Here is a 5,335-nt window from a genome sequence, read left to right on the forward strand (position 1 = left end):
CACCAGATACTGCGGTTGCCAAGAAACACGCACGTGGTTTTAAACCTAATTTTTGACCCGCTTTTTCGTTACCAATCAACATCAAAGCCGCACCGTCAACAATACCCGAAGAGTTACCTGCGGTATGAACGTGGTTGATGGTTTCTACCCAATGATATTTTTGTAAGGCAACAGCGTTAAAACCGCCCATTTCACCCATCATCATAAAGGAAGGTTGTAATGCACCTAAACCTTCTAAAGTGGCATTGCCACGAATAAATTCGTCTTTGGCTAATACCGTTAAACCATTAATATCTTTAACAGGTACAACAGACTTATCAAAATGACCACTTGCTTGGGCAGCCGCTGCACGCTTTTGTGACTGTAACGCAAAGCTATCAATATCTGTACGTGAAAAACCTTCAATCGTGGCAATTAAGTCAGCACCAATACCTTGAGGCACAAAACCTGTGGCTAAGCTAGTTGCAGGATCCATTGCCCATGCACCACCATCAGAAGCCATTGGAATACGTGACATAGACTCTACGCCACCAGCAATGACTAAATCTTCAAAGCCTGAACGTACTTTCATCGCAGCCATATTCACTGCTTCTAAGCCAGAAGCACAGAAACGGTTAATTTGCACGCCTGCAACAGTGTCTGCTAAACCAGCGGCTAAGGCGGCAGTTTTAGCAATATCAGCACCTTGATCGCCCACAGGTGTCACACAACCCAAGACCACATCATCAGCCAACTGTTTAATACCTTGGCCATTACGCTCTGCTAAGGCATCCATTAAACCGACCACTAAATCAATGGGTTTGATCGTATGCAAAGAGCCATCTTTTTTGCCTTTGCCGCGCGGTGTACGCACTGCATCATAAATAAAAGCCTCTGTTGACATCCTTTATACCTCTATCTGTAATTGGACTGTAATTTTTAGGATCATTTGCAAAACGCAATACGGCACCTAAACTTGATCGGATACGACGTTTATATAAACATCATAGCCAACATTTTGGATGATCGTACAACAAATAACTAAAAAAGAAAATACCAAGCGATTGCTTGGCTAAAATTATTTTATTTTGCTTTGTAACAAGAACTCTCAGTAAAAATATAAACAGCAAATAGCTTCCTTAGCCTGAACGTTCATATTTTTCGTACATAAACCACTACCCGTATCCTAATAACACGTTATAATCTCAAGCTTTTGTAGGTTTAACGTCCAAACCGCTTTTAAAACTCAAAAACGTTTTGATCCTTATAAAATGACATAAACCTGCGTTATTAACAGACGACTGCACTTAACCATCATCGTTAATTAGGTTCATCGTAGAAATTATTTGTCTTGGAGTATTCATGCGTAGTAGTGCCGATATTCGCGAAGCCTTTTTAAGCTTTTTTGAAAGCAAAGGTCACACCCGTGTAGCATCCAGCTCTCTTATTCCTGCTAATGACCCCACATTATTATTTACTAATGCGGGCATGAACCAATTCAAAGACTGCTTTTTGGGATTAGATAAACGTGCTTATACCCGTGCCGTTAGCTCACAAAAATGCGTGCGTGCAGGCGGCAAACACAACGATTTAGAAAATGTCGGTTACACGGCTCGTCACCATACCTTCTTTGAAATGTTAGGTAATTTTAGTTTTGGTGATTATTTCAAACACGATGCGATTGCTTATGCGTGGGAGTTTTTAACCTCTCCTGCATGGTTGAATATTCCAAGCGATAAATTATGGGTCACTGTTTACGCCACCGATGACGAAGCTTTCCAATTATGGCAAGACGTGGCTGGTGTACCTGCTGAACGTATTATTCGTATTGGTGACAACAAAGGCGCACCCTATGCCTCAGACAATTTCTGGGCAATGGGTGACACAGGCCCTTGTGGTCCTTGTACCGAAATTTTCTATGACCACGGTGCCGACATTTGGGGCGGTTTACCAGGTAGTGCCGAAGAAGATGGCGACCGTTATATCGAGATTTGGAATAACGTGTTTATGCAATTCAATCGCACCGCTGACGGTGTATTGCATCCACTTCCTGCCCCTTCTGTTGATACAGGCATGGGTTTAGAACGTATTAGTGCAGTAATGCAACACGTTCATAGCAACTACGAAATTGATTTATTTCAACATTTATTACAAGCCGCTGCCGATGCAATTGGTTGCAGCAACGAACAACAAGCTTCTTTAAAAGTCGTTGCTGATCATGCGCGTTCTTGTAGCTTTTTAGTGGCTGATGGTGTTGTGCCAAGCAACGAAGGCCGCGGTTATGTATTACGTCGTATTATTCGCCGCGCTTGTCGTCATGGCAACAAACTCGGTGCAACACAACCTTTCTTCTATAAAATGGTTGCTGCTTTAGCCCAAGTCATGGGTGCTGCTTATCCCGAATTGGTTGAACGTCAAGCTTTTATCGAAAAAGTGTTAAAGCAAGAAGAAGAACAATTTGCCCGCACATTGGAGCAAGGTTTAAAAATTCTTGAGCAAGATTTAGTCAACTTACAAGGCACAGTCATCAGTGGTGATGTGGTATTTAAATTATACGACACCTACGGCTTCCCAATGGATTTAACGGCAGATATTGCCCGTGAGCGTCATTTAAGCATTGATGAAGCAGGCTTTAACGCTTGTATGGATGCACAACGCGAACGCTCACAAAAAGCTGGCAAGTTTAACTTTGACTACAACAGCTTACTCAAAGTTGATGTTGATACTGTGTTTACAGGTTATGACAGCACATGCAGCGAAGGCAAAGTTGTGGCCATGTTTATTGGTGATGAAGCCGTTAATCACGTCAACGAAGGTCAAAAAGCCGTTGTGGTCTTAGATAAAACTGCTTTTTATGCCGAGTCTGGCGGTCAAGTCGGTGATACTGGCGTATTGTCAGTGGGTCATACCCGTTTTGAAGTACAAAACACCACTAAAGTGGGTAACGCCTTTTTGCATCATGGCATCGTCACACAAGGACAATTGTTAGTAAATGATACCGTTGAAGGTCAAGTTGACAATACTTTACGCGCCAACACCGCACGCAACCACTCCGCGACTCACCTATTACATGCCGCTTTACGCCAAACCTTAGGCACACACGTGCAACAAAAAGGTTCTTTAGTTTGCGCTGATTATTTACGTTTTGACTTCTCACATACAGAAGGTGTCACTGCCGAACAAATCAGCCAAATTGAAGCCTTAGTGAATGGTCAAATCTTAGCGAATAGTACCGTTGCTACTGAAGTCACTGATATTGATACCGCCAAAGCCAAAGGCGCAATGGCCTTATTTGGTGAAAAATATGGTGACACAGTGCGTGTGTTAAGCATGGGCACAGACAACTTCTCGGTTGAATTATGTGGTGGTACACACGTTAGGCGCACAGGTGATATTGGTTTATTAAAAATCACTAGCGAAGGTGGTGTTGCCGCAGGTATTCGTCGTATTGAAGCCAAAACAGGCTCAGGCGCTTTAGCGTGGTTAGCGGAAGGCGAACAAGCCCTTGCCCACATTGGCCAATTAGTCAAAGGTTCTCGTCAAGCTGTTGCCGATAAAGTGCAACAACTGGCTGAACGTAATCGTGATTTAGAAAAAGAAATCGAACGCTTAAAAGCAAAATTAGCCAGCAGTGCTAGCAATGATTTATTGTCTCAAGTCCAAGACATCAACGGCGTTAAGTTATTAGCCGTCAAACTCGAAGGTGCAGACTCTAAATCCTTGCGTACAACACTTGACCAATTAAAAAATAAATTGGCTTCTGGTGTGATTGTTTTAGCGACGGTTGAAGGCGACAAAGTTACCGTGATTGCAGGGGTAACAGCCGACCTCACCTCACGCTTTAAAGCAGGTGATTTGGTACAACATATTTCAACTCAGTTAGGTGGCAAAGGCGGCGGTCGTCCTGATATGGCACAAGGTGGTGGTACAAATGTTGCCGCCCTGCCTCAAGCGCTTAACAGTGTCTCTTTGTGGTTACAGCAAAAATAGGAAATCTTTACTATGGCACTTATTGTTCAAAAATACGGTGGCACTTCTGTTGGGTCACCTGAACGTATTCAAGCCGTTGCCGAACGTGTTGAGCGTTGGCATAAACAAGGCCACGATATTGTGGTTGTCGTTTCTGCGATGAGTGGCGAAACTAATCGTTTACTCGCCTTAGCTAAAGCCATTACGGATGAGCCAGACCCACGCGAACTCGATCAAATGGTGTCAACAGGCGAACAAGTCACGATTGCCTTATTAGCAATGGCCTTACAAAAACGTGGTTTAGGCGCTAAATCCATGACTGGCGCACAAGTTGCCATTCGTACTGACAGTGCCTTTACCAAAGCACGTATCGAATCAATTGATGATGCTGCTATGCGTGCCGAACTTGCAAAACGTAATGTGATTATTGTTGCAGGTTTCCAAGGTATTGATGCACAAGGCAACATTACCACGTTAGGTCGTGGTGGCTCAGACACAACAGGTGTTGCGCTAGCAGCCGCCTTAAAAGCCGATGAATGCCAAATTTATACCGACGTTGATGGTGTGTACACCACTGACCCACGTGTTGTACCTCAAGCGCGTCGTTTAGAAAAAATCACATTTGAAGAAATGTTAGAAATGGCCAGCCTAGGCTCTAAAGTTTTACAAATTCGCTCGGTCGAATTTGCAGGCAAATACCAAGTGCCATTACGCGTATTGTCTAGCTTTGCTGAAGGCGAAGGCACATTAATTACCACAGATTCGGAGGACACAATGGAACAACCAGTTATTTCAGGTATTGCCTTTAACCGTGACGAAGCCAAATTAACCATTCGTGGCGTGCCAGACACCCCTGGTATTGCTTATCGCATTTTAGGCCCAATTGGTGATGCCAATATCGAAATCGACATGATTGTGCAAAACATCAGTGCCGACAACACCACAGACTTTACTTTTACTGTTCACCGCAACGAATTCCGTAAAGCTTTACCCATTTTAGAAAGCATCGCCAAAGAAATTGGTGCTCGTGAAGTGGTTGGTGACGACAAAATCGCTAAAGTATCTTTAGTGGGTGTGGGTATGCGTTCTCACGCAGGTGTGGCTAGCCAAATGTTTGGTACATTAGCCAAAGAAAACATCAACATCCAAATGATCTCAACTTCAGAAATCAAAATTTCTGTGATTATTGAAGAAAACTACCTAGAACTTGCTGTACGTTCTCTACACACTGCTTTCGGTTTAGACCGTGAACACGGTGAATCAAGCGCACGTGCTTAAGCAATCTTGCGAAAAACTTGTCATTGTCTGACAGTTTTTGCAAAAGACTACAAAAATCAGGGGCCACTATAGTTTTTTCTATAGTGGCTCTGTTATATTAAGCCCGAGG

At 43.4% G+C, this 5,335-nt stretch carries 3 protein-coding genes; 2 read left to right on the forward strand and 1 reads right to left on the reverse strand.

Annotated elements, in window-relative coordinates:
* The coding region (locus Q0212_RS03270) for an acetyl-CoA C-acyltransferase (protein ID WP_297922163.1) at positions 1 to 883 on the reverse strand (883 nt) is incomplete at its 3' end.
* A gap of 458 nt (positions 884 to 1,341) precedes the next feature.
* Here Q0212_RS03270 and alaS point away from each other — a divergent pair.
* The gene (alaS, locus tag Q0212_RS03275) at positions 1,342 to 3,969 is read left to right on the forward strand and encodes an alanine--tRNA ligase (RefSeq protein ID WP_297922165.1); all 2,628 of its coding nucleotides are present in this window, start codon (positions 1,342 to 1,344) and stop codon (positions 3,967 to 3,969) included.
* Positions 3,970 to 3,981: 12 nt separating this feature from the next.
* Positions 3,982 to 5,226: an aspartate kinase gene (locus Q0212_RS03280; RefSeq protein ID WP_297922168.1), complete on the forward strand. Its 1,245-nt coding sequence runs from the start codon at positions 3,982 to 3,984 to the stop codon at positions 5,224 to 5,226.
* Positions 5,227 to 5,335 lie beyond the last annotated feature (109 nt).

It is taken from the genome of uncultured Agitococcus sp., assembly GCF_937920075.1.
In the GTDB taxonomy this organism is placed as follows: Bacteria; Pseudomonadota; Gammaproteobacteria; order Pseudomonadales; family Moraxellaceae; genus Agitococcus.